The organism is uncultured Barnesiella sp., from assembly GCF_946496565.1.
Classification (GTDB): domain Bacteria; phylum Bacteroidota; class Bacteroidia; order Bacteroidales; family Barnesiellaceae; genus Barnesiella; species Barnesiella merdigallinarum.
This window is the reverse complement of the sequence record NZ_CAMMHD010000006.1, coordinates 103,657-129,895: the sequence shown is the minus strand read 5'-3', so window position 1 is coordinate 129,895 and position 26,239 is coordinate 103,657. Positions and strand designations below refer to the sequence as shown.

General features: G+C 53.9%; 15 protein-coding genes. 9 read left to right on the top strand and 6 right to left on the bottom strand.

Going from position 1 to position 26,239, the window contains the following annotated elements; genetic code table 11:
* The first annotated feature begins 216 nt into the window (after window positions 1–216).
* Entirely contained in the window at window positions 217–882 is a 666-nt protein-coding gene (locus tag Q1K76_RS04890) for a hypothetical protein (RefSeq protein WP_300131462.1), read from the top strand.
* Between the two features lie 526 nt (window positions 883–1,408).
* Here the strand turns inward: Q1K76_RS04890 and Q1K76_RS04885 are convergent.
* The 5 genes from Q1K76_RS04885 to Q1K76_RS04865 form a co-directional block, all read right to left on the bottom strand.
* Window positions 1,409–2,605: a glycoside hydrolase family 76 protein gene (locus Q1K76_RS04885; protein WP_300131460.1), complete on the bottom strand. Its 1,197-nt coding sequence runs from the start codon at window positions 2,603–2,605 to the stop codon at window positions 1,409–1,411.
* A 133-nt stretch (window positions 2,606–2,738) separates the two neighbouring features.
* Window positions 2,739–4,091 carry a SusF/SusE family outer membrane protein gene (locus tag Q1K76_RS04880; RefSeq protein ID WP_300131458.1) on the bottom strand — a complete coding sequence of 451 codons (1,353 nt, stop codon included), beginning with the start codon at window positions 4,089–4,091 and terminating at the stop codon, window positions 2,739–2,741.
* Window positions 4,092–4,128: 37 nt separating this feature from the next.
* Window positions 4,129–6,630: a glycoside hydrolase family 97 catalytic domain-containing protein gene (locus Q1K76_RS04875; protein ID WP_300131456.1), complete on the bottom strand. Its 2,502-nt coding sequence runs from the start codon at window positions 6,628–6,630 to the stop codon at window positions 4,129–4,131.
* Between the two features lie 13 nt (window positions 6,631–6,643).
* Window positions 6,644–8,230 carry a DUF6383 domain-containing protein gene (locus tag Q1K76_RS04870; RefSeq protein ID WP_087408936.1) on the bottom strand — a complete coding sequence of 529 codons (1,587 nt, stop codon included), beginning with the start codon at window positions 8,228–8,230 and terminating at the stop codon, window positions 6,644–6,646.
* 213 nt (window positions 8,231–8,443) lie between these two features.
* Complete coding sequence (locus Q1K76_RS04865) at window positions 8,444–8,992, bottom strand: RNA polymerase sigma-70 factor (RefSeq protein ID WP_087408948.1); 549 nt, start codon at window positions 8,990–8,992, stop codon at window positions 8,444–8,446.
* 264 nt (window positions 8,993–9,256) lie between these two features.
* On the opposite strand from Q1K76_RS04865, the gene Q1K76_RS04860 reads away from it, so the two are divergent.
* The 8 genes from Q1K76_RS04860 (at window position 9,257) to Q1K76_RS04825 (ending at window position 25,183) form a co-directional block, all read left to right on the top strand.
* Window positions 9,257–10,282, top strand: a complete 1,026-nt coding sequence (locus Q1K76_RS04860) for a FecR family protein (RefSeq protein ID WP_258326681.1) — start codon at window positions 9,257–9,259, stop codon at window positions 10,280–10,282.
* 274 nt (window positions 10,283–10,556) lie between these two features.
* Entirely contained in the window at window positions 10,557–13,757 is a 3,201-nt protein-coding gene (locus tag Q1K76_RS04855) for a TonB-dependent receptor (RefSeq protein ID WP_241147839.1), read from the top strand.
* A 31-nt stretch (window positions 13,758–13,788) separates the two neighbouring features.
* Window positions 13,789–15,741: a RagB/SusD family nutrient uptake outer membrane protein gene (locus Q1K76_RS04850; protein ID WP_298663111.1), complete on the top strand. Its 1,953-nt coding sequence runs from the start codon at window positions 13,789–13,791 to the stop codon at window positions 15,739–15,741.
* A 36-nt stretch (window positions 15,742–15,777) separates the two neighbouring features.
* Window positions 15,778–16,878, top strand: a complete 1,101-nt coding sequence (locus Q1K76_RS04845; protein WP_300131452.1) for a SusF/SusE family outer membrane protein — start codon at window positions 15,778–15,780, stop codon at window positions 16,876–16,878.
* Window positions 16,879–16,968: 90 nt separating this feature from the next.
* A complete protein-coding gene (locus tag Q1K76_RS04840) occupies window positions 16,969–18,171 on the top strand; it encodes a glycoside hydrolase family 76 protein (RefSeq protein ID WP_087408941.1) in 1,203 nt (400 codons plus the stop codon).
* Between the two features lie 19 nt (window positions 18,172–18,190).
* Window positions 18,191–20,353, top strand: a complete 2,163-nt coding sequence (locus tag Q1K76_RS04835) for a TIM-barrel domain-containing protein (RefSeq protein ID WP_300131448.1) — start codon at window positions 18,191–18,193, stop codon at window positions 20,351–20,353.
* A gap of 19 nt (window positions 20,354–20,372) precedes the next feature.
* Window positions 20,373–22,439, top strand: a complete 2,067-nt coding sequence (locus tag Q1K76_RS04830) for a T9SS type A sorting domain-containing protein (protein WP_300131446.1) — start codon at window positions 20,373–20,375, stop codon at window positions 22,437–22,439.
* 11 nt (window positions 22,440–22,450) lie between these two features.
* Window positions 22,451–25,183 carry a glycoside hydrolase family 3 C-terminal domain-containing protein gene (locus Q1K76_RS04825; RefSeq protein ID WP_300131443.1) on the top strand — a complete coding sequence of 911 codons (2,733 nt, stop codon included), beginning with the start codon at window positions 22,451–22,453 and terminating at the stop codon, window positions 25,181–25,183.
* A gap of 69 nt (window positions 25,184–25,252) precedes the next feature.
* On the opposite strand, the gene Q1K76_RS04820 is transcribed toward Q1K76_RS04825, so the two are convergent.
* Window positions 25,253–26,233: a ketoacyl-ACP synthase III gene (locus tag Q1K76_RS04820; RefSeq protein WP_300131441.1), complete on the bottom strand. Its 981-nt coding sequence runs from the start codon at window positions 26,231–26,233 to the stop codon at window positions 25,253–25,255.
* Between the last annotated feature and the right edge of the window lie 6 nt (window positions 26,234–26,239).

Below are 26,239 nucleotides of genomic sequence, written 5' to 3'. Positions count from 1 at the left end.
CTCAAATAATAAGATTGCATAAAAAATAACTCTTTAATGTGCTATTGTAGGTTGAAAATCATTATCTTTATATGTAATATTTTAAACTATCTATAGATGAAGGATATATTGATTTACCTTACCTAATAATGGGCAAAGTAAATTGCAAAATATCTTCTTGCGACAAAAGCTTGGTCATGGTAATTTTTAGTAATTAAAATAGTTGCATATATAATTATGAATCCATCTGAAAATTTAGTAAAAAACAGAAATGATCTTTCACCCTATCTCTTTCATTTTACAAAAGGGGAAGATGCGTATGATAAATTGACAAATATTTTGGATCAATTAAAATTAACTTCTAGCACTCATAATTATATTTGTTTTACAGAGACTCCAATAACGCACTTTAGAGAAAATCTTTTATATATGAATAGTTTCTATAATCCTATGTTGTCTTTTTACGGTATAGGTTTTAGAAGAGATTTGTTAATTAAAGACTTTGGAGCCAAATCTGTAATTTATGGTGATAAAATGGACGAAGTAAACCTTAAGAAAATAGATATGGATTGGAGATTTGAGGAACTAAATGTTTTGACCCATGATTTCACTTGGTTGAGAGAATGGAGAATAAGACATGAATTTGATTTTTCCTCAATATCACCAGAAGATATAATTATAATAGCTAAAACAGACGATGAAGTAAAGAACTTATGCTCTCTGCAGGAACTTGAAGATATAGATTATGAATATGAGCCCGAAATAGGAGAATGTACAATATGGCCTATGTTTTCAAATATAAGAGGGTGGAAAGGTATATCTATTGAGCATGTAGAGAAATTAGCTTCAGATAAAGAAGTTGATAGTTATTCCAAATCGTTAAAGATTGGTGATTATTTGTAAAAATCGGAATATTATTTAACATGTATATTCTGCAATATTCTCCACTTTAATTGAAGTTTCCCTATTAGGTGGAGCAAAAACACAAGTCATTTGCTTGTATTTCAAAATAAAGCGTTACCTTTGTAGAGTGATAGGAAATCGACTCCGCAAGACACCGCAAAATATTGCAAGAATCAGGTGGAGCAATAGCGGGAGATTACTTCTTTAGCTAAAAGATACATCGAAGATATTCAGCTACTTATCGTTAGATTACGATTCCTGGTGGCACCACCGAAAACCGAGATAGCAATATTTGCTGTTTCGGTTTTTTCGTTTCTACCTTCCCCTCTCATAGGATACCGGCCTACTCTTCTGCATTTCGTCAAGGGCGAGACGACCCATAACCATACAGCCGTAATTCACAAACCAAGGATACTTTCCCGGCCGATACCGTGCTGGGCCATAGTCTCGTGCATAGGCATAAAAAACTCCCGAGGCAACGGAAGGGTTGCTCCGGGAGTTGAGATTCTTATTTCACTAAAACACACTATTCTTCTGCGTCGATCAGAGCGAGGCGGGCATACATCTCGGCCATGGCAAACTGGGTGAGGAGCCACTTCGATTCGTTGCGGGTCTGCCCGGTCCAGTCGTCGTTGAAGAGGCCGTTCTCTTCGCGCATGCCGTTGGTCCAGGCCTGGTCCAGATTCTCCTGTATGGCATCGATGTAACGACGGTCGTAATCGATGCCGTACAGCTCGATAAAGCCCCGCACCATGATGGCCGTGAACCAGACGTTGCCGGGGGTGAACACGCGGTACCGACGCCCGGGTTGCGACGGGGCGGCAAAGAAGTGTTCGTAGCAGGCGGCTGCCAGTCGCCGGGCTTCGCGCAAATAGTGCTCCTCGCCCGTGAGGCGGTAGAGAAGGGCCGAGGCCTGCATCATCTGCCCGCTGTTGTAGGCAAACTTGGCCCGGCCTATGGTGCCGTCGAGGCTCTTGTTGTCGAAGTAGAGGCCGTCGGTGGGGTCTTGCAGGTTGGTGCGGGTCCACTCATAGAGGCGCACGGCGGTGCGCAGGTAGCTGCTGTCGCCGGTAACGAGGTAGAGCTTGGCGGCATAGACCGAACCCGGGGCATTGGAACAGGTGTTTTTCCCGTTCTTCTTCTGTTCGCACCAGTATATGCCGTAGCCCAGCTGGTTGTCGATACCGCTCTCGATAAAGCGCCACACGAGTTTTGCCTGCTCCAGGTATCGGGGGTCACGAGTGAGTCGATAGAGGTCGGTAAAGTCGAGACCTATCCAGATGTTGTCGTCGTAGAAGCGGTCGGAGGCGGGGGCCGTATTCAGATAAGAGGAGTAGGCGGCTGGTGTGCGCACCGAGTCGAAATACATTTCCAGTCCGGGACGGACTTGCTGCTCCAGCACCTGCCCGAAACGGGGGTCGAGACGGGCATCCCAAATGGCTGCCACGGCCGAGAGGCTGCCCGAGAAGGGCCACAGGTAGGAGTAGCGTTTCTGCTGGTCGGCCTGCTCTTCGTTCGAGAGGTAGGTCACTTTCAGTTGGTCGTCAAAGGGGTAGGTCTCCCGAAAGAGGGGGAGACGTTCGTCGCCATAGCATTCCATCACGGCATCGAACGTGGCGACGGCCCGATTGTAGTTGTCGCTCCCGGCCTGGCACACCGCAGGTGCGAGACTTACGGTGGCAAGGACCAGGCAGCGAGCTATCATGAGACATGTTTTCTTCATACGATTTACAGTTTGTCGGCGGTTTTCACCCCAAGAGGTCTCGGGCATTCCCGATTTTCCGCACTAAAAAACAAGCAAAAAAATACCGAGCCGGGGAGGTCGGCTCCCCGACTCGGCTCAAAATCTTAAGACTTTATTTAACTATTACTTTATGAGAATATACCTGGTTGCCACAAGCTACGCGCACTACATACACGCCGCTCTGTGCCATGTCGAAAGCATAGTCGCTTACGGCACCCGTCGAGGCTACGCAGTTGCCCAGCAAGTCGAATACCATCACGCCGTCGAGGTCGAGGCCGTTGGCCAATACGCGGATAGTAGCACCGTCGGCTACTACAACCGGAGCGGTAGCCAGCACTTCGCTTACAGCGCTGGAGGTACCCTCCTCGACCGTGAGAGTCATGGCATGGAGGTCGACCGTGAGTTTGTAGTTACCATCCTCGGGCACCGTGAACTTATTGTCGTGGCCCGAACCGCGGTACGAAATCGTGTAGCTGCCGCCGATTTCGATGGGTTGATTGGCGCTTTGAGTCGCATCGAATACAAAGTCGTTTTCCCATACCCCGGGAAGAAGTTGGTTGAGGAACTTGAACTCCGTGCCGCTACCGTCGGTCGTCTGAGCATAGAGTTGACCCGACCAGGTGAATTTGCCCGATTCGACCTTTTCCATCTCTACACCATCTTCGGTCAACCAGCTACCGGGACGAGCCGTCAAGGCGCTACCTACGATATAGAGGTGCTCGTAGTCGATTTTGAGAACTTCCATCTTCATCTCGGCTACATTGACCGTAATCGTGTAGGTCGAGGTGGTGGGGATTTGGAACTCGGTAGTACCTACGCCGTCGGCGCTATATACCATATTGTACGAACCCGATTTGATGCTGCCGGTATTGGCGGGGTTGAACGACATGGTCTCATCGCCGTTTACAAAGTAGAAACCTACCATGGGGTCGGCCTCTTCGATTACGCCCGACCAAGTGTAGACACCGTCCGAAACCTTCTCCATGGCTACCTTGTCGGTAAAGGCGCTACCGGCCAGGTATACTTGACCGAACTCGGCTACGTCGGGGAGCTCCTGCGTAGTCTCGGTCAGTAACATGGTCATTTCGTTCAGGTCAATATCAATTTTGTAGGTTCCCGTCTTGTCTACGATGAAGGCAGCATCGGGTTGAACCTCTTCGTGTTTGTCGAGCAAAGCTACTTTCACACCGGGAGTCACGGTCTCGTGAGCGGCTGCGGTAGTCGTCAAGCAGGGATACCAGCTACGGCTAACAATGAATTTGAATCGACGCGAATTGTCACCATGGTCGAGCAATTCGCCGGTCCAGGTAAATTTTCCATCCCCGAGATTGGTCATCTCCAGGTTGCTATTGGTGTTCCAACCGGCCGATGTGGCATCGCCGATTACATACAGGTGATCATAACTGGCTGCAGAGAGTCCGAGCACGGACAACAAACAGACCATTAAAAAGGTAATCTTTTTCATAAGTTTTATTATTAAGTTTAACAAAAGGTTCTCATTTTCATCGTCCTATCAATACTTTTTGGGTAAAGTCGAGCCCGGCGGTGTGGAGCTTCACGAAGTAGACACCCCTATCGGGAACGGAAACCGACAGACGGCCGCCCTCGAAGTGGCCGGTGCGCAAGAGTTGGCCCAGCGAATTGTAGACGGCATAGTCGGTAGCCGATGCCTGCTCGATGATGATGTCGCGGTCGAGCACGTAGACCAACCCTACCGACTCGCTCTCCTGCGGAGCCTCCACGTCGGTCGTCCCGTCGACATACTTCGACAGGACGATACGGTCGAGATTGGGACCGTAATCGGAGTTGTTGCCTACCTCAATCGTGTTGCTCACCGTATGGTCGAGCGTAACCAGCACTGTGCGGTGTGCCATGTAACGACCCGTGGGGCCGCCGGTATTCTCGAACGAAACCTCCTGCCACGAGTTGATGTCGCCGTTCAGCTTCACATAGGCCGAACAGGGAGCATCGCTCATGTAGTAGAGGGTCATGGCATAGGTACCCGACTCGGGCACGGTCACCCCGTTGAAGACCAGGGCGCGGCCGTTGCCTATCGAGGCCACATACTCCCCGCCCGAACAGAGGCTGTCGACATCGCTCTTCACCGGCACCCCGAAGGGTATGGTGTTCTCGGCGGCTTCGGCCTCGTATTTCATCTGTATGGGTCGCGGCAGTTGCGACGAGGTGGAGAAGAGCACTACGGCCCCACCCCGCTTCAGCAGGTCGACCGACAGGGTATCGCGGGACGACAGGTTGTCGCGGTACTCAAACCGGACCTCCGACGGGCAATCGCCATCGGCATACACATAGGCACAGTAGTTCTCGCCCTCGGGCAAGAACGACAGGGGCACCCGTGCCGTGCGGGCTTCGTGCGTGAGCGTGGCCCAATACCACTCGTCGCCCTTCTGGCGCACAAGGCTCACATATTCGTCGGGACGGGCCTCCAGACAGCGGGTATTGTCCCAGGCCACGGGCAGCCGTTTCAAGAACTCGCGGGCCATGTGATACTCGAAATTCTCGGGAGCATCGGCCAGATGCTGTATGCCCGACTCGAATACCACCGACAGGGCCAACTGGTGAGCCCAGGTGGTGCCGGAGTGGATGCAGCCGTTGCGGTCGGCAAAGTCGACGGGGGCATAATCGGTGGAACCGATAGCGCCGCGAATTATGGCCGAGTTGATGTTGTGAATATCGGGAAAGTCGGTAAATACGGTGTTGGGCAGCACAGCCTCCGAGGTGAGCAGGTGAGGCCAGGTGCGTCGCAAACCCGTGGGTTTGGGGCAAGCGTAGAGGTCGAGCAACAGCTGGTTCTGAGCCGTCACCCGCAGCAGCAGGTCCACCTTCTGCATCGTAGCCTGCGACTCGCTCTCCCAGAAGTCGACCTTCAACCCCTTCACACCCTGCGATTTCCAGCTCTGTACCATCGCGTTCAGGGCAGACTCGTCGGAGGGAAGGTCATTCTGGTTCACCCATATCAGCACGCCCACCTTCTTCGAAGAGGCATGATCGACCACCTCTTTCAGCGAGATGCCGTTCTGTTCCCAGCACTTGTCGAGGGTGAAGTACTCCCACCCCTGTTCCTGGGCCCAGTCGATATAGTGTTTGATGTTGCTCATATTCAGGTAGTCGGCGGTGAAATCCTCGCCGGCAATGTTCCAGGTAGCCCGTCCCGGGGTAATCCACGAGAGGGAGTTGACGGCCGTCGCATCGTTAAGATTCTCGAGCATCACCGTCTCGACCACCGACTCGAGCGAACCCACCAGCAGCACCCGCCACGGGGTAGCCAACGGGAGGGTAGTCGATACCGATTCACGAGGCTGGAAACAGAAGGCACCGGTCTCGTCGTCGACCGTGAGTGTGCTCCCGCAATACGAGCCGTTGACTCTCGCCTCGGTCATCAACATATAGTTGCCCCCCATGTCGACCAGTATGGGGAAGGGGGTATAGGTGGCACAGGCCACGAACTCGGTAGCGGTCTCGCTGAAAAGCGACTGGCTGTCTTTGGTATACTGTTGGGAATAGATGGTTTCGCAGGCGGCGGGCAGACATTCGCTCTGTTCGGCATAGACCGAAACCTCGCCGCTGCCGGGAAGCTCGTAGCGGTAGGCCACACCGTCGTCGTAGACGCGGAAGACAAACTTCACTTCGTGCCCCTCCTTGCTGCCGGTCACCGTGGCCTCCTTGTAGGTATTTTCGTAGCGGCTGCGTTTGCCCGACGGCAATTCATAAGGGTCTTCGACCAGGCGGTCGGTAAAGGCGAGGTCGCCTACCCCGCTCGAAAAATCGCCCACCGAGGTGACGATTCCCAGGGCCGACTTCTCTATCAGGGTAGCGGTACCCTTCACGACCTTGTAATACAACGCATCGTTGTCGTCGAGCACGACGAGTTTAATCGAGTCGTTGGGCGAGGTCGACTCGCCCAGGACCTGTTCGCCCCAAGCCGGAGCGATACCGCTCATCACTCCTGCCACAATCAGGAGTCCGTATGTCAATCTGGTTTTCATCTTCAATAAATCTTCATTTTACCACTACTTTGTGTACCGTCTGCTCGTGCTGCACGGTCACCCCCACGAGATAGATGCCGGCAGGCACCGCAATGCGGCAATCGTCACCGCGCAACCGCCCTTCGTAGAGAGTCTGGCCCGAGAGGGTCAACACGCGGCAAGCTGCTTCGTCGGCTGTCGAGACCACAATGGCCCGGTCGCCGGCCGTTACCCGCACCTCGTCAACCCGAGCCGAAGAGAGGGCTGCCGGCTGGTCGCTGCCAAAGAGTTGCCACTTGAGCAACTGGAAGGCATCGGCCCCGTTATTCTCGAGGGTTCTCAAGCGATAGCCCCTGTATAGTTTCGTACCGTTTACGGCAAATTTCATGGTCGCATACCTACTGGGAAACTCAAAGCCTTCGACTTCGCTCACCACCTCCCAATCACGATCGAAGCCCTCGACCACCCAGCTCTTCGGGTCACGGTCGGGGTAATCCTGACACGAGGTGAGCGTGTAGCTCTCGAGGCGATAAGGCTTGTCGAGTTCTATCTCTACCTGGAAGAGGGGACCCTCGTCGCTGTAATACTTGCGCTGCATGTTGCGGTCGAAGAGGTTGAAGTAGCGCTCGTCGGCCACGGTAAAGGCACCCAGCGGAGAGCCCAGCGCCGAGGCATAGGCATCGACGCCGGCCGTTATATCGGTCGGGAAATTCTTTCCGTCGGTATTCTCATAATAGGGTATCCCGAAGAGTTGTATCTCGCCCACACGGCCACCTTGCGTGACAATGCGGTAATAACGGGCAGCCCGGGCAGCGTCGGCATGAGGCTGACGATCGATGGTATAGAGTGTCGCCGCGCTGTACCGGGTAGACGAATTGGGCGACAAGCGATTGTAGTTTTGTCCGTCGACCGAATACTCCAGGCTCCAGGCATCGACACCGGCCGCTATGGCCGTACCGTCGGAGAAGAGGTAGCCGGTAATCAGGTAAGGTTCGGGACAGGTTACATAGATGTAGTTCGACGAGGCGGGCATCTCGCACGAGGTATACTCGTTGTTGTCGTTCATGGCCGAAGCCGAATAGTCGGCACCGTCGACGGTCACCGAGGCCTCGTCGGTGAGGTCGTAACCGAAAGCGGCGCTCTCCTTCTCGGGCTTGGGCATGTTCACCCCGGTCTCCCAGAGTTCGAATTTGTCGATATTGGGCCCCCCGCCATTATAGGGGGTAATGCGCAAGGTGTTGTACCCCTCGTCGAGATAGATATACGACAGCATCATGCCCACCGGCGGACGGTTCCAGTCCTCGGTCGTCTCGGTCATCGTGAGGATTACCGGGGTATAGAACCCCGACTGCACGGCGATGGAGCGAATGAACATGCTGGTATAGTAGGTGCGAAACTCATAGGTTCCCGCCTTCTCGACATAAACATTTTCAAACACGATTTCCGACCCGCTATCGTTATCGCCCACGTAGGCGTTTCCCGAATAGCCGTCGACATATTTGACCTTCACCGGCGGGGTGAGCCGGGCATCCTCGGCCTCCAGAACCAGCAACGGCTCCTGAGCATACAGGCTGCAGGCTGCCAGCAGGGCAAAACACAAACTTGTAATTTTCTTGTACATATCTCTCACTCAAGTCTAAGAAAAACGATAGAATCTTTGCCTGTACAAAAAGCTCTAATAGGGGTATCTCCCGGTCAACGGAGTAGGAAATGGACCGTAACAAAAAGAGTATGTGCACTTAAAAGAGTTTTTCATGTCGGTAATATTCCAGGGTTTCACATACTATGACACAAAAAGCATCATATACCCTTATACCGAATGAAAAAAATTTTTTTACCACAAATAGCTGTACTGGTCGCCCAGAAATTTTCTGATTTTCTTTAGGGCAATGGTTATTTGCCCCTCGACCGTCTTGACCGAGAGATTCAACTTCTGGGCAATCTCCTGATTGGTGAGGCTCTCCTGCCGGCTGAGAACGAAAATATGGCGACACTTTTCGGGCAGAGCCAGTATGGCCTCGTGGATAAGCCGATACAGCTCTTCGGTCTCGAGCGACGACACGTCGGTATTGAGTCCCGACAACTCGGCGTCGTCGATACTCACCATCTCTTTCTTTTTACGCAATTCATTCAAGCACTTGTTTCGTGCAGCCTGAAACAGATAGGCTTTCAACGAAAGTTGTATGTGGAAGGTGTCGCGGTTCTCCCACAGATAGATAAAAATATCCATGGCCAGCTCTTCGGCCACAGCCTTGTCGTCCAGATAAAGGTATATAAAACGGCACAACGGAGTAAAGTAGGTTTCGAACAAACTTTTGAATGCCTCTTCATTTCCCTCCCGTATTTGCCTGAGCAATAATATGTCGTTTGCTATGTTGGCCACCGTTTTATATATAGGAATACTGTGCAAAGAAAAGAATTTTATTCTACAAAAAAAATTATCTCACCCACAAAGCAGAAAAAAAGGCTCTTTCCCCTCTCTTTTTTACATACTGATTAACAACAATTTATCAAATAATCGCAAGTTATTCCCAATTGTTTTTCCTTTTTTACGGTATCCGGTATAAGGGTTTATCTCTTTTTTTGTGTCTAACTAATGAAATCAAAATAATGCGGTAAAATATTTTTCTAAAAAAGTCTGATAATTATGAACAAGAAGCTCCCTTGGGACATTATCATAGCTCGATTCAAAGGCATCTCGCTATCAGAAGACGAGCAAACACAGCTGCAAGAGTGGCTGAATCAAGACGTTGCGAACCAACAGTTTTTCAACGAATTGCAAAATTTGTGGAACCAAATTCAAACCAAGGCAGCCGGATACAATCCAGACGTCGATTTCTATTGGAAAAAATTCCAGACTTATATACACCAAGATTCCATTCAAACCAAACCTGAGAAGGTAAAGAAGATTGTGCCGCGGTGGGCGTCGGGCCGAGTGCTCCGTCGCTTTGCCGCTGCAATAGGTTTACTGCTGGTCGTATCGGGTACCGGTTATCTTTTCTTCGAGAGCAATCACCACGCCAAACACGAAGCCATTGCCCAAACCTACTCGACCATCACCGGCAAATCGAAGTTTATCCTCCCCGACGGCAGCGAGGTATGGCTCAACGCCAACTCGGAACTCGAATATACCAACCTGCATGCCGACGTACGTGAGGTAACCCTCAAAGGCGAAGCTTTCTTCCATGTACAGCACGACCGGAAACCGTTTATCGTCAAAACCAACGACATTGCGGTCAAGGTACACGGTACCCAGTTCAACGTAAGCGCCTATGACGATGACGACAAATCGGTCGTGAGCCTCTACGAGGGTTCGGTCTCGATGCACGTACTGGGCGACGACAAGCCCGACCACTACCTGAAACCCGGTGAAGAGGGTTCGCTCGACAAGAAGAGCAAGACCATAAGCGTGGAAGAAGGCGATGTAGAGTTTGCCATGATGTGGACCAAAGACCGGGTGAAACTCGAAAACAAGAATCTGCACGAGGTATGCCGATACCTCTCCAAATGGTATAACGTGAAAATCGAAATCGATCCGGCTCTCTCCGACGACCAGTCCTACACGTTTACCCTATATGACCAAAGCCTCGAAGATATTGTGCGCATCATGGCCAGCATCTCTTCGATTCATTATCACTTCGACGAAAACAACACTTTAATAATAACCCCTTAAAAAACTATTGCCTATGATAAAATACTGAACGAAAAAACTACCGCAAAAAACATTTATAGACTTTTTTAAAACACTAAATACACACAAAAAGAAAAAGAAAGAGAACCTATTGAGTTAACTTTAATATACCCATGATATGAATCTAAAGAAAAAATTGGTCCTATTCCTGGCCATTTTATTCTCCTTGAACTTGTTTGCTCAGGCCCCGGGAGAATCATTGACTATTTCTTTCCAAAACATTCCGCTATCCGAGGCTATTAAAAAAATAGAAAGCGTGAGCAAATACACCTTCTTCTACGATGCCTTGAAACTGGATGTCAACCAAAAAGTATCGTTGAAAGCCAACAACACACCTGTGCGGCAAGCCATATCGCAAATGCTCGCAAAATCAAACATCAAGTTTGAAATCAAACAGTCGCAGATTATTTTATACAACAAGAATAACGCTTCAGGGAAGAACCAGACAAAGATTGCCATCCACGGTAACGTCACCGACGTCAACGGCGAGCCCCTGATCGGTGTAACCGTGTCGGTAAAAGACGACCCCTCGATTGTAACCATTACCAACGTCGACGGTATCTACGACATCAACGTACCCGACAAAAGCGCCATCCTGCAATTCAAATACATTGGTTTCGCCTCGCGCGAAGAGGCCGTGAACAGCCGCAAGATCATCAACGTGGTACTGCAAGACGCCTCGACCCAACTCGAGGATGTGGTAGTGGTTGGTTACGGTGTGCAAAAGAAGGCTTCGGTCGTTGCCGCCATCACCAGCGTGAAACCCCAACAGCTGCAAGTCGGTACCACCCGTTCGCTCAGTAACGACCTGGCCGGTAACATTGCCGGTATCATCGGTGTACAGCGGTCGGGCGAACCGGGCTACGACAACTCCGAGTTCTGGATCCGCGGTATGAGCTCGTTCAAGGGCAGCAACTCGCCGCTCGTGCTCGTCGACGGTGTAGAGCGTTCGCTCAACAACATCGACATCTCCGAAATCGAGTCGTTCTCGGTCTTGAAAGACGCTTCGGCCAGCGCCGTATACGGTGTGCGGGGTGCCAACGGTGTCATCCTGATTACCACCAAACGCGGTCACTCGGGCAAGACGACCATCAACGTATCGGTCGAGCACTCCATCACCCGCCCGGCCAAGCTCCCCTCGTTCCTCAATGCCGCCGATTACCTGACCCTCTTGAACAACATCAACATCCAGGAAACCGGTACCGAGCTCTACTCGCCCGAACTGATTGACAAATATCGCACCGGCTACGACCCCGAGCTCTACCCCGACATCGACTGGATCGATGCCATCACCAAAGACTTTGCCAACAACACGCGCGCCTCGTTCGACCTCTCGGGCGGTAACGAGAAACTGCGCTACTCGTTCGTAGGTGCCTACTACAACGAGCAAGGTATCACCGAGACCGACAAGACCCAGGCCTGGGATTCGGGCATCTCGGTCAACCGCTTCAACCTGCGTACCAACGTCGACATGAACGTGACCTCGACCACCCTGTTGACCTTCAACATCGGTGGTTACCTGCAACAACGCAACGCCCCCAAAGACGGTATCGACGACATCTTCAGCGCCGCCTTCAAGGCTACCCCCTACATGGTTCCGCTTATCTACAACAACGGCTGCATACCCAAACCGCGTGAGAACGAAAACCCCTGGGCCAAACTGACGCAATCGGGTTTCAAACGCGAGGCCGAGAGTAAGCTCGAAACCCTCTTCGCCGTAGAGCAAGACCTGAAAGGTATCCTCCCCGGTTTGAAGGTAAAGGGTATCTTCTCGTACGACTACTATTCGCGCAACGGTGTAGACCGCGGCAAATCGCCCCGCTACTACTCGCCCGCTACCCAACGCGACCCGGTTACCGGCGAGCTCATCCTCATGGTATTGAACGAGGGCGACGAGTTCCTGGGTTACAGCCGCTGGGAAGAGTACGGTAACTACAGTACCTACCTCGAAGGTAACATCACCTACGACCAACGCTTCGGCGACCACTCGGTAAGCGCCCTGTTGCTGTACAACCAGCGCAACTACGACGATGGCGACCAGGTGCCCTACCGTACACAAGGTTTTGCCGGCCGTGCCGCCTATACCTATGCCGACCGCTACATTGCCGAGTTTAACTTCGGTTACAACGGTTCCGAAAACTTTGCCAAGGGTCACCGCTTCGGTTTCTTCCCCTCGATTGCCGCCGGCTGGATTGTGTCGGAAGAGGAGTTCATGCGCCCCGTACAAAACTACATCAACAAGTTGAAACTGAGAGCATCGTATGGTTTGGCCGGTAACGACCGTTTCTACAACGACGATGGCTCGCAAAAGCGTTTCGCCTACATCACCACCATCGGCTCGACCGACGGCTACAAGTGGGGTAACTCCAACGCCTTCTACGAAAAAGGCGGTCTGCGCGAGGGTGACCCCGGTGTAGAAAACCTTACCTGGGAGACGGTCAAGAAGGCCAACGTCGGTATCGAACTGGGCCTGTTCAAGATGGCCGAAATCCAACTGGACTTCTTCCACGAACGTCGTGAAAACATCTTCATGCAACGCAAGAACTACCCCAGCTCAGCCGGTTTCCCCTCGCTGCCCTGGGCCAACTACGGTATCGTGACCAACAAAGGTTTCGACTTCTCGCTCGATCTCAACAAGCAAATCAATAAAGACTGGTTCATCTCGGCTCGCGCCAGCGTATCGTATGCCCGCAACAAGATTATCGAACAAGACGAAGACCTGGGTGTGCTGGGTACCTACCGTTCGAGCACGGGCAAACCCGTGGGCCAAATCTTCGGTCTGGTAAGCGACGGACTCTTCACCGAAGAGGACTTTGCCGACGTAACGACCGGCGAACTGAAACCCGGTATCCCCGTTCCCAAGTTCTCGGACCGCGTATATCCCGGTGACATCAAGTATGTCGACATGAACGGCGACGGCGAAATCACCGAAACCGACAAGACGGCCATCGGCGGAACCGTGAACCCCGAACTCGTTTATGGTTTCGGCGTGAACCTCAGCTACAAAAACGTAGACTTCGGTGCCTTCTTCCAAGGCAACGGCCGCACCTACCGCATCATCGGCGAAAACCAGACGAACTTCTTGCCCGGCTCGACCATCGGTGCCGAGGGTAACATCTTTACCAACGCCTCCGATGCCTGGACCGTCGAGAATCCCAGCCAGGATGTCTTCTATCCCCGCCTCCACATGGGTTACAATGCCAACAACGCTCAATCATCCGACTGGTGGTTGAAAGACATGAGCATGCTGCGACTCAAAAACATAGAGCTGGGTTACTCCTTCTCCAAGAACCTCATCAAGAAAGCCGCCATGGAATATGCCCGCATATTCATCCGCGGTACGAACCTGCTGCAATTCTCCAAATTCGACCTGTGGGATCCCGAGCTGAGCACCAGCAACGGTCTGAAATATCCTATCATGGCCACCTACTCTATCGGTCTGCAAGTAAGATTCTAAACCCATAAAACAGAAAAGGAAACAAAAAATCATGAAACATACGATTGTTAAATATACATTGGCTATCATCGGGCTCTTCTCGGTTACCTCTTGTACCGACTACCTGGACAATGCGCCCGACGATATTTTGACCTTGGAAATGGTATTCAACAGTAAAAACCGTACCGAGGAGTGGCTCGCCGGTATTTACGACGGTATACCCGACCCCTATACCCCCATGATGCGTAACTACGATGCCTATGCCGACGACTTCTCGCCATCGCAAGACTGGCGTGCTTTTGCCGACTGGGACTGTATCGACAAGATTCTGGGCAACTGGACTCCCCAAAGCGAATGGAAAGGTAACTTCTGGGGCGACTTCCCCGTGCGCATCCGCAGTGCCTATATCTTCATCAACAACGTGAAGGCTCTGCCCGAGCAACAGGTATATCAGGAAGATGTCGACAACATGAAGGCCGAGGCCCGTTTCCTCATCGCCTACTACTATTACCTGCTGGTAAACACCTACGGTGCCATACCTCTGCAAACCTGGCTTACCGACGTGAATGCTCCTACCGAAGATATTCTCATCGGCCAGACTCCCTACGACGATGTCATCAACTGGCTCGATACCGAGTTTCAGGAGGTAGCCAAGCAACTGCCGGCCGTCTATACCGAAGATCGTAACTACGGTCACGCCACCTCGATTATGGCTCTGGCCATCCGCGCCCGCATGCTGCTCTTTGCCGCCAGCCCGCTGGTAAACGGCAACGACGACCCCGACTATGCCGCCTACCAGAACAACAAAGGCCAGAACATCTTCAACTCGACCTACGACCCCACCAAGTGGGAAAGAGCCGTGAAAGCCTGCAAAGAGCTCATCGACGAGGCCGAAGCCAACGGATACCACCTCTACTACGAGTATAACGAAGACGGTTCGATCGACCCCTTCATGAGCTACTCGAACATGTGCTACAAAGAGTTCAATCAGGGCAACAAGGAGATTCTCTTCCCCCGTCCCGACGTGAGTGCCGACCTCTACTCGCAACACGCCGTACCCCGTGGCTCGCGTGGCCAGGGCGGTCTGGGTGTTACCCAGGAGCTGGTCGATGCCTTCTTCATGAGCAACGGTCTGCCCGCCATTACCGGTTATGAGCCCAACGGCGAGCCCATCATCAACCAGGCTTCGGGCTACAACGAGAGCGGTTTCTCTACCGAACCCGACGTGCGGAAAACCAAATGGATCGAAGGTGACAAGGATGCCAAGAGCTCCAATACCGAAAACACGGTAGCTCCGGCCGGTACCTTCAACATGTATGTCAACCGCGAACCCCGTTTCTATGTATCGGTACTCTACAACGGTGCCTGGTATCGTCAGGACAACCGCTACGTCGACTTCTACTACATGGGCGAGGACGGACGTCCCGCATCGGGCTCGCTCTGGGATGCTCCCCAGACCGGTTACCTGCTGAGAAAACGGGTACACCCCGAGACCAACATCCTCAACTACACGATTCCCTATCGTCCCGGTATCATCTGCCGTCTGGCCGAGGCTTACCTGAACTATGCCGAGGCGCTGAACGAGTGGGATCCCTCCCAGAAAGACGAGATTCTCAAATACGTAAACCTCGTGAGAGAGCGTGCCGGCATTCCCCAATACGGTACGGGCAAGGACAGCAACGGGTTCGACAAGATTCCCGCACCGAGCGACCAGGCTGCCATGCGTGAGGCTATCCACCGCGAACGCCGCGTCGAGTTCAACTGCGAGTATGCCATCCGCTTCGACGACATCCGCCGCTGGAAACAGATCGACATTCTGCGGGGCGACTACTACGGCATGAACAAGTTCGGTACCGAGAAGAGCTGCGACAAGAACAACGAGAACGCCTACTTCAAACGTCGCGTCGAGATTACCCGCGCCTTCAGCGAGAAAAACTACTGGTTCCCCATTCACCAGAACCAGCTCGACAAGAACCCCAACCTCAGACAATTGCCCAAATGGTAAACTCTTTTTTCCGAACTCTAAATGTATAATACCGATATGAAAACAATATATCATCTATTATTCTCTCTGCTCTTTGTCTTCGCCTTTGTCGCTTGCGACAAGGACGACGACAAGGCCATCGAGAGAACCCAACTGAAACTGGAAGCCTCGACCCAATCGGTCACGCTCAACCAGGACGCACCCGACGACGTCATCCTCTCATTCTCCTGGAACGAGGCTACCAACCTGGGCCCGGAATACACCTTCGACTATCTGTTCCAGATCGACATCGCCGACAACGAATTCCAGTCGGCTACCGACGTGGTAACCCTCGGTGCCAACGAATCGGTGAGCTACACCTCGTCGCAACTCTACGACCTCATCGTCGAGAAGTGGGGTAAGACGGCCGGCGAACCGGTATCGGTCGAAGCCCGTGTAGCTGCCCGTGTCAACGGTCCCAAATTCCAATATCCCGAGATTGCCTATACCACCGTGCGGGTAACTACCTACATACCCCGCTCGCAGGCGCTCTACATCACCGGCTCAGCTACCCCTGGCGGCACCGACCTCAACAATGCCGACAAGATGACCGAGCTCTCCAACGGACGTCTCTACAACTGGAAGGGACAACTCACCGCCGGCGGATTCAAGTTTATCACCACGCCGGGCGTAGCTCTGCCCTCGTACAACAAGGGGGCCGACAACAGCACGCTCGTGAAACGCACGACCGAGAGCGACCCCGACGAGTACTTCCAGATAAGCGATCCCGGATTGTACTACATCTACATCTCGCTCAAAGAGATGAGCATCTCGTACAAGAAACTGCTCTACGAAAACCTCTACCTCGTAGGTAGCGCCACCGCCGCTCAATGGGATTTGGAAAAACTCGTTGCCATGACCCCCGACAACCTCAACCCTAACATCTTTACCTATCAAGGGGCTTTGCAGGAGGGAGAACTGAAGATTCTGGCTCAACGCGAATTCAACGGTACCACCTTCAAACCGCTCGTAGCCGACGGTTCGATCGAGAGCACCGACGTGCAGGTAACTCCGGGCGAACAACCCGACTACAAGTGGAAGATTACCGCCGAGCAGGCCGGTCTCTACAAGATTACCCTCGACACCGAGAAGATGGAAATCAAGTTTGAAAAGCAATAAATCCGGCAAACGCACCGGCTTGGGGGGAGAGAAGCACTCTCGCCGGGTCGGTGCATTTGTTTCCAAACTATTAAATCTTCAACACACATCATGAAAAGAAATTCGTTACTTCTCATCTTCCTTTTAGTGCTGCTCACCTGCTGCAAAAGCGAAGATGCTCCCATCAAAGCCATCAAGCCCAACGAGCCGGGTAGTATCAACGAAGAGTACATGAGCCGGGCCGAAACGACCTTTGCCAATATCTTCAAATACTACTGGAGCGAACGGGTTGGATTGATGTTCGGTACCTACCCCAACACGCTGGGTACGCACGACGAGCCCAACAGCCCCGACTACAACAGCCACGCCTATCTGTGGGGTCTGGGCGGCGTACTCTCGGGCTTCAACGCCATTGTGCAAAACACCGACAACGTCGACTTCCGCACCACCTACGAGAGCCAACTCAAGCGCACCCTGCTCGAATACTACAACACCACGAAAGAGCCCATGTGCTTCGGCTGCTTCGTCAACGACCACGACGAGCGGCTCTACGACGATGCCATCTGGGTAGGCATCGACCTCACCGACCTCTACTCCAAGACCAAAGACAACTGGTACCTCGACTATGCCAAGAGCGTGTGGAACTTCGTGCTCACCGGCAAAGACGATGCCCTGGGCGGCGGTATCTACTGGAAAGAGTCGCCCCGCGATTCGAAAAACACCTGCTCGAACGCCCCGGCCGTCGTGTTGGCTCTCAAGCTCTACCAGGTGACCAACGACCCCTCGTATCTCGAGACCGGTAAAGAGGTCTACAAATGGGTGAAATCGAAACTGCAAGACCCCGCCGACTACCTCTACTGGGACTGCATCAAAATCGACGGTACCGTAGAGACCAGCAAGTTCTCCTACAACTCGGGGCAGATGCTCCAGGCCGCCGTACTGCTCTACAACGCCACCGGCGACGCCCAATACCTCACCGATGCCAAACTGCTGGCCGAGGCTTGCTACAACTACTTCTTCGAGAATTTCGTATCCAACTACTCGGGCGAACAGTTCCGCATCCTCAAGGATGGCAAGCGCTGGTTCAACGCCATCATGGTGCGCGGATTCCTCGAACTGAACAAGGTCGAGAGCAACGGCACCTACATGCTGGCCATCCGCAAATCGCTCGACCACGCCTGGAAGTACACCCGCGATGCCGAGACGGGGCTCTTCTTCAAGCAATTCAGCGGAAACGAGATTACCGATAACCCCGGCGACATTCTCGACCAGGGTGCCATTGTCGAACTTTATGCCAAACTCGCAGTAAACTAATAACTAAAAACTTTTATCCATGAATCTGAACAAACTGCTCATAGGAGCCCTGTGCGCGGCCGGAGTACTGGGTGCTCGAGCCGAAAATGTGGCCATCGCGCAATCGTCGCTTGTGGGCGAAAACATCGTCGAATTTATTCCGCAAGGCTTCGACCAGACCAAGACTCCGTCGCTCATCCTCAAAGAGGAACCCACGGCTCAAGGGGCCACCCCGGCCGATTGGGAACTGGTGCCCCAGTTTACCCTGGTCGACGGCAAAGCCTGCGCCTCGCTCAGCCTCACGGGCGAAATCAGTCTCTACGGCGGCGGCGAAGTCACCGGCCCGCTGTTGCGTAACGGACAATACATCAAGTTGTGGAACACCGATACCGGGGCCTACGGCGTAGACGGCGGCAAACGCCTCTACCAGTCGCACCCCTGGGTGATGGGCGTACGCCGCGACGGTACCGCATTCGGTATCCTCTTCGATACCTCGTGGAAAGCCGAACTCACCACCAACTCCGACAAAATCGAATTCAACACCGAGGGTGCCCTCTTCCGCATCTTCATCATCGACCGCGAGTCGCCCAAGGCCGTACTCAAGGGTCTGGCCGAACTGACCGGTACCATCACCATGCCGGCCCGCTGGACTCTGGGATACCACCAATGCCGTTTCTCCTACGGCAGCGAGCAGAAGGTACGCGAGATTGCCGATAACTTCCGCAACCGCCACATCCCCTGCGACGTCATCTGGATGGACATCGACTACATGGACGGCTACCGCATCTTCACCTTCAACGAGACCAACTTCCCCGACCCCAAGGCGCTCAACGAAGAGTTGCACCAAAAGGGTTTCAAGGCGGTCTACATGATAGACCCGGGAGCCAAGGTCGACGAGAACTACCACGTGTACCAATCGGGTACGGCCAACGACGTGTGGGTAAAACGCCCCAACGGCGAAACCTACCAGGGTAAGGTATGGCCCGGCTACTGCGCCTTCCCCGACTTCACCATGCCCGAGGCTCGCGACTGGTGGGCCGACCTCTACAAGGACTTCCTGGCCAAGGGTATCGACGGCGTATGGAACGACATGAACGAACCGGCCGTGACCGACGACGACATCCCCGAGGCCGAACGCATCGGAACCATGCCCTACGACACGCCTCACCGGGGCGGCGGCAATCTGCCTGCCGGTCCTCACCTGCTCTACCACAACGCCTACGGCCGACTGATGGTCGAGGCCTCGTACGAGGGTATCATGCGGGTGAACCCCGAGAAACGCCCCTTCCTTCTCTCGCGTGCCGGTCTGCTGGGTTACCAACGCTATGCGGCTACCTGGACAGGCGACAACTGGGCCGGCTGGGACCACCTGAAACTCTCGGTACCCATGTCGCTTACGCTGGGCCTTTCGGGCCAACCCTTCAGCGGTCCCGACATAGGCGGTTTCCTCAATAACACCGATGCCGACCTCTTTGCCAGCTGGATTGGGTTCGGCACCTTCCTCCCCTTCGCCCGCGGTCACGCCTGCGCCGGTACCAACGACAAGGAACCCTGGGCATTCGGCGAGGCCGTAGAGAATACCTCGCGCATCGCCATCGAGCGCCGCTACCGCCTGCTGCCCTACCTCTACACCCTCTTCTACGAGGCACACCAAACGGGCCTGCCCGTAATGGCTCCCGTCTTCTTTGCCGACCCGCAAGACCTGCGCCTGCGCAGCGAGCAGCAAGCCTTCCTGCTGGGCGACAACCTGCTGGTGATTCCCGCCTTTGCCGAGAACCCCGTGCTGCCCTACGGCATCTGGGAGCGTGTGACGCTCATCGAGGGTGAATACAGCGACAAATACCAGGCCGAGCTGAAAATCAAGGGTGGCAGCATCATTCCGGCCGGCCGGGTGGTACAAAGCACGACCGAAAACTCGTTCGAACCCCTTACCCTGCTCGTTTGTCTCGACGAAAACGGCAAGGCCCAGGGCCAGCTCTACTGGGATGCCGGCGACGGCTGGGACTTCCAGTGCGGCGACTACAGCCTCATGACCTTCTCGGCCGAGAAGAAAGGCAATACCGTCGATGTAAAACTGGCCTCGAAAGAGGGTAAACGCAAAATCGAAAAAGAGATCAAAGCCGTAAACGTAGAACTCATGATGAACGGGAAAGTTTACAAAGGCTCGGGCTCTTTGAAAAAAGGCGTAACTGTAAAGCTCTAACACATATTTTTAACTTATCATGAAAGACAGAATTTGTAAATCCCTGCGACTGATGTCGCTGGGATTTACCATCTTGTCGGCTTCGTGGGTACAGGCACAGGAGGTGCTTGTATCCCTCGAGGCGGAAGATGGTATCATCACATTACCAGCAAAAGTGAAACCCACCAACGGCAGTACCATCGAAGGCCTGTCGGGCGGGAAGTATGTAGGCGACAACGACCCCGGCAGCTCGATTGTATTTACCAACGTCGAGGTCCCCGAAACCGGCACCTACGAGTTCAAGACCTACTACATGAGCATGCAGAACCGCTCGATTGCCATCAAGGTCAACAACTACTCCGAGTTCATCTCGACTGTAACCAACACCACCCCCGGGTGGGACAATCCTCCCACCAACACCATGAGCACCTATATCTACATGGACAAGGGGATGAACACCATTACCATCACTCCGCAAGGTAGCGGAGGTCCCAACCTCGACAAATTCGAAATCATTACCACCGACGTCGAACTGCCTACCCCCAGCGAATTTCCCATCCTGCTCGAGGCCGAAACGGCCCAGCTCTTCGGCAACCTGAAGGTGAAGCCCGTCGACGGCAGCTCCATAGCAGGCCTCTCGGGCGGCAAATACATCGGCGACTTCGACCTGGCGGCCAACTCATACCTGCGGTTCAACGATGTAGAGATACCCGAGGAGGGGACCTACGAACTGAAAGTCTATTCGATGGGGTCGAGCCGGGCTCTCACCATCAAGGTCAACCACTACGAGAAAAGCATTATCCGCACCATCGACTCGCCCAACTGGGACAACGCTCCCACCTCGATGGTTTCGACCCTCGTCTACCTCGACAAGGGAAAGAACACCATCACCTTCGGGCTGCATGAGGACAACGGGCCCAACCTCGACAAGTTCGAGATATGCACCACGACCGAGACCATCGAACGTCCCGAGGTAGAGCGGATAGCCTATCCCTTCGACTTCACCGACGGGGCCGAAATCACATCGCCCCAAAGCAACGCCACCCTCGCCTTGCTTGCCGACAACGACGAGTATACGAGTTTCGTACCCGAGTCGTCGAGTGTCGAGGTAGTGGCCAAGTGCGAGGTTCCGGTACTGCTCACGGGATTCCTGCTCTCGGCCGGCATCGACAGCGAAATCGACACCGACAGCTGGAAACTGTACAGCTCGACCGACGGCTCCTCGTGGAAGGAACTCACCTGCGACAAGTCGACCGACCTCGACGGCGCCCGCCTCTACGAGATTACCCAAACCCCGGGCAGTGCCACCACAAATGCCGCACAATACTACAAACTCGAGGCTCAGGCCGAGGGGTTGCAGATAGCCGAATGGCAGCTCTTCGGTCTGCCCTACACGGCTACCGGCGAACAGAACTTCCCGGCCGACCTGACCGAAGGCCTCGACATCGAAACACATGTGACGGGATACCCCACCGGCGAATCGGGCGACAACTTCAGCGAGGAGTTCTACCGCCTCTTCGACCGCAACATGAGCACCAAATACTATGCCCACGGAGCCACCAGCTTCTACGTGGAGATCGAGCTCGACAAGCCCTGCACCATCGACTCGTATGCTCTCTCGAGCTCCTACGACCACCCCGACCGCGACCCCCGCAAATGGATTCTCAACGGCTATAACGAAGAGCTGGGCTGGGTAGAGCTCGACCGCCAGACCGACGCCTACTTCCCCACCCGCTACTCGACCCTCAAATACGAGGTATCCTCGCCGCTGACCTTCACCCGCATCTTGCTCGACGTGGAGGCCAACAACGGTGCCGGCGACATTCAACTGCTCAAATTCCAGATTTTCGGCCGGGAATCCGACGGGTCGGGTATCGAGAGTATCGAAGGAGAAACGGTAACTATCGTCTCGGGGCAAGGTTCCATCGCCATACGCCAGGCCCAACCCCACCCCGTAAAATATAGCGTGTACACCCTGTCGGGCACCCTCGCCGCTCAGGGAACGACGGCCGACTCGTACCACGAAATTGCCCTTCCTGCCGGAGCCTACATCATATCGGCAGGCGACGACGCCACCACTCAAACTCAAAAACTAATCGTCAAATAAACAGCAACACCATGAAACTATCGAAATACAAATGGTCGCTGGCAGCCTTGCTGCTCTCGCTGGCCACCCCCTCTTTCGCCCAATCGTGGTTCACTCCCGAGGTTGAGAAACGGGCCGAAGAGATATTGAAAAACATGACCGTCAAAGAACGCCTCACCTACATAGGCGGTGTAGACTGGATGTACACCCGGGCCATTCCCCGGCTGGACGTTCCGGCCATCAAAATGTCCGACGGCCCGCAAGGCGTAGGCACCTGGGGCCCCTCGACCGCCTATCCCTGCGCCCTGCTGCTGGCCGCCACCTGGAACCCCGAGATGGCCCACGCCTACGGTGCGGCGCTGGCCCAGGACTGCAAGGCCCGCGGAGTGAACATTCTGCTGGGTCCGGCCGTGAACATCATCCGAGCACCCTATTCGGGCCGTAACTTCGAGTACATGGGCGAAGACCCGCTGCTGGCCGCCAACACCTCGACCGAATACATCAAGGGATTACAGGCCAACGGGGTAATGGGTGTCATCAAGCACTTTGCCGCCAACTTCCAGGAGTACGACCGCAACTACGTGAGCTCCAACATCGACGAGCGCACCCTGCACGAAATCTATTTCCCGGCCTTCAAGTCGGCCGTGCAGAATGCCGAGGTGGGTGCCGTAATGAGCAGCTACAACCTGCTCAACGGGACCTGGACCACCGAAAACCCGTGGTTGCTCAAAGAGGTGCTGCGCGAGCAGTGGGGCTTCAACGGTCTCGTCATGTCGGACTGGGGCTCGACCCACAACTGTATTCCGGCCGTGAAAAACGGGCTCGACCTGGAGATGGCCGGCAATGAAATCGAAAACGAAGAGGACCTGCGCAAATACCTCGCTACGGGCGAGATAGAGATGAGTGAAATCGACCTCAAGGTGAAACATATTCTGCAAACGATGATTGGCTTCGGCTTCTTCGACCGCGAACAGCTCGACCCCAGCATCCCCCTCGACAACCCCGAGACGGCACAGACGGCTCTCGAGATTGCCCGCGAGGGTATCGTCCTGCTCAAGAACGAATCGGACATCCTGCCCTTGAACCCCGCCACCGTCAAACGCATTGCCGTCATCGGCAACAACGCCACCATCTATGCGGCCGGCGGCGGTAGCGGTCTGGTGCGTCCCTTCCACTACGTATCCTATTTCGACGGTCTCAAGACACTGGCCGCCGAGCAGGGCATCGAGGTGAACCTCGTCGACCTCTACGACCACATGGAGGATGTGCTCTATGCCGCTCCCGGCTCAAGCGAACACGGCCTTACCGGACAATACTACAACAACGAGAAGCTCGAGGGTACACCCGTAGCTACCCGCGTAGACCCGCGCATCGGGTTTGAGTGGACGGCCGGGACCGACCTCACCGAGGTGAACAAGAACTACTTCTCGGTAAAATGGACCGGCGAGATCCGTCCCATAGAGACCGGCGACTATACCATCATCGTGAAGGGTGACGACGGCTATCGGCTGATGCTCAACGGCGCTACCGTCATCGACGAATTTCAGGCCGGCTCCACCCGCGAAAGCCGCTACACCATGCACTTCGAGGCGGGCAAGAGCTATGCCATACAACTCGACTACTTCCAGCAGGGCGGCGGTGCCTGCATCGACCTGGCCTGGTTGAAGGCGGGCGACGAAGACCGGTTCCGCGAAGAGCTGGACAAGGCCGACGTAATCGTAGCCTTCATCGGCCACAACTCGAGCAGCGAAGCCGAGGCGGGCGACCGCTCCTTCGGGCTGCCTCAGGATGTGAAAGACCTCGTGCTGGCTGCCCAGAAAAGCAGCAAGCCGATGATTGGCGTGGTCAACGCCGGCGGTAACGTGGAGATGCAAGAGTGGGAACCCGGCATGAAGGGCCTCGTGTGGGGCTGGTACGGCGGTCAGGAGGCCGGCACGGCCATGGCCGAGGTACTGTTCGGTCTGTGCAACCCCTCGGGCAAACTGCCTGTCACCTTCGAAAAACGGTGGGAGGACAACCCCTGCTACAACAGCTACTACGACAACGGCACGAAGCAGGTAAACTTTACCGAGGGCGTTATGATGGGCTACCGCGGTTACGACAAGGCGGGCACCGAAGTGCAATACCCCTTCGGGTTCGGTCTCTCCTACACCACCTTCGAACTCTCTGACATGCAGATTGCAAAGTCGGCCGACGACGACCATCTGCTCGAAGTATCGTGCACCCTCAAGAATACCGGCTCGCGGGCCGGAGCCCAGGTGGTTCAACTCTATGTGGGCAAAAACGGAAGCAGCCCTGTGGAGCGTCCCATCCGGGAGCTGAAGAACTACCGCAAGGTCTACCTCGAACCCGATGAAGAGCAGACCATCACCCTCTACCTGACGAAAGACGCCTTCTCGTACTACGACGTGAACCGCAAGAATTTCGTAGTCGACAACGGAGATTACAACATCGAACTGGGATTCTCGTCGCGCGACATCAAACTGAAAGGCCAGGCCCAAATTCAGGTCGAGTCGGCCATCGTCCCGGTCGAGAGCCACACCGAGACCGGCAACCTCATCCCCTCGGTGGTGAAGCAGGGCGAAAAGATACGCCTGGCTCAAGGCTGTGCCTCGGAGCTGAACATCTACGACCTCACCGGTCAGATGCTCATGAAGCAAATCGACCAATGCACCATCGACACCTCGTACCTGAAGAAGGGAGCCTACCTCGCCCTCTACAAGGTTGACGAGAGGATGCACACCGGTAAATTCATCGTCGAGTAATCCTTACCTCTCTTTATATATGACGAGCCCCGAGAGCAATGCTCCCGGGGCTTGTCTTGTTTACTCATACTACACTCGCTTTATCTTGTTCTTAATTCCTATTCCGCTATACGTAAAGCCTCCCCCAAACCCCATCAGCAACAGTGTATCATCTACTCGCACCTTACGGCTCACAATCCCTTCGTACCAGGCCAAAGGGATAGACGCCGCCGAGGTATTTCCATACCGTCTCACACTGTCCAGGCAGCGCTCCATGGGAATATTCAACTGCTGGAACACCACTTCCAACATTCGGTAATTGGCACTATGAGGAACGAAAAAATCGACCTTGTCCAAGGAGAATCCATTCTTCTCGGCCAAAGATTTCAACCCGCTCGACAAGGTCTGTATCGCCCACTTATAGACCACACGACCGTTCTGATGCAACTTGTTATTTGCCACCACAGCCTCGCCGTTAATGAAGCTCTTTTGGCTGCTCAAATACAAGTCTTTCCCAAATTCACCGTGGGTTCCCGTCAAGGGTTCCAACAGAGTATTCTCTTCAGAATGCTCAACCAATACAACCCCGGCGGCATCGCCAAACAAAATACAGGTAGTGCGGTCGGCAAAATCTGTTACTTTCGATAACACATCGGCTCCAAAGACCAAAATCTTCCGATGTGTCCCCGCTGCAATCAGGCCCTTGGCCAAAATCAATCCGTTGCAAAAACCGGCACATGCCGAAGATAAATCGACGGCTCCGGCCTGTGAAATATTCAGCCGATCCTGAATCTGACTGGCTACATTGGGAACCACCTGATCGGGGGTCGTTGTAGCCACGATAATAAAGTCGACATCGCTTAAATCCTTATGGTAAGTTTCCGACAGGTTCTTTGCTGCCTGGACACACATATCGCTTGTGTACTCATCGGGAGAACAGAAAAAGCGGCTCTCTATTCCCGTTCGTTCGCGAATCCACTGGTCAGAAGTCTCCAGCCGCTTTTCAAAAAAATCATTATACACTTTCTGTACAGGGTGATAAATCCCTATCGATTCAATTATGGCATTCATATTTAT

Bases quoted from the DNA above. Each gene is read 5' to 3' on its own strand.
- Q1K76_RS04825 (WP_300131443.1), top strand. From the start codon at position 22,451: ATGAAACTATCGAAATACAAATGGTCGCTGGCAGCCTTGCTGCTCTCG.
- Q1K76_RS04840 (WP_087408941.1), top strand. From the start codon at position 16,969: ATGAAAAGAAATTCGTTACTTCTCATCTTCCTTTTAGTGCTGCTCACC.
- Q1K76_RS04820 (WP_300131441.1), bottom strand. From the start codon at position 26,233: ATGAATGCCATAATTGAATCGATAGGGATTTATCACCCTGTACAGAAA.
- Q1K76_RS04835 (WP_300131448.1), top strand. From the start codon at position 18,191: ATGAATCTGAACAAACTGCTCATAGGAGCCCTGTGCGCGGCCGGAGTA.
- Q1K76_RS04860 (WP_258326681.1), top strand. From the start codon at position 9,257: ATGAACAAGAAGCTCCCTTGGGACATTATCATAGCTCGATTCAAAGGC.
- Q1K76_RS04880 (WP_300131458.1), bottom strand. From the start codon at position 4,091: ATGAAAAAGATTACCTTTTTAATGGTCTGTTTGTTGTCCGTGCTCGGA.
- Q1K76_RS04830 (WP_300131446.1), top strand. From the start codon at position 20,373: ATGAAAGACAGAATTTGTAAATCCCTGCGACTGATGTCGCTGGGATTT.
- Q1K76_RS04850 (WP_298663111.1), top strand. From the start codon at position 13,789: ATGAAACATACGATTGTTAAATATACATTGGCTATCATCGGGCTCTTC.
- Q1K76_RS04845 (WP_300131452.1), top strand. From the start codon at position 15,778: ATGAAAACAATATATCATCTATTATTCTCTCTGCTCTTTGTCTTCGCC.
- Q1K76_RS04870 (WP_087408936.1), bottom strand. From the start codon at position 8,230: ATGTACAAGAAAATTACAAGTTTGTGTTTTGCCCTGCTGGCAGCCTGC.
- Q1K76_RS04875 (WP_300131456.1), bottom strand. From the start codon at position 6,630: ATGAAAACCAGATTGACATACGGACTCCTGATTGTGGCAGGAGTGATG.
- Q1K76_RS04890 (WP_300131462.1), top strand. From the start codon at position 217: ATGAATCCATCTGAAAATTTAGTAAAAAACAGAAATGATCTTTCACCC.
- Q1K76_RS04885 (WP_300131460.1), bottom strand. From the start codon at position 2,605: ATGAAGAAAACATGTCTCATGATAGCTCGCTGCCTGGTCCTTGCCACC.